1 protein-coding gene is annotated in these 204 nt (G+C 55.4%); it reads right to left on the bottom strand.

Translation table 11 applies throughout. From position 1 onward, the window contains the following. On the bottom strand, positions 1 to 204 hold a 204-nt coding region (locus AC6CIA_RS26545; RefSeq protein ID WP_498316140.1), incomplete at both ends, for an RHS repeat-associated core domain-containing protein.

Genomic DNA, 204 nt, shown 5'->3' with positions numbered 1-204 from the left:
AATCGGATCCGGCGTCGTAAACCGTCCCACATCCGGATCATAAAACCTGAACGTATTAAAATGTAGCCCCGTCTCCCGGTCCAGGTACTGGCCCTGAAACCTTAGGTTCTGCTCCTCGATGTAATACGGCTCGCGCACTTCTTCCAGCGTGTTGCCCCACACCCGGTACGTCGCTTGCCAAACGTTATGCCCATCCGCTTCGGT

This window comes from Pseudomonas sp. GQ91 (assembly GCF_059758795.1).
The sequence above is the reverse complement of the archived record's forward strand: the minus strand, read 5'-3'. Positions and strand labels throughout refer to the sequence as shown.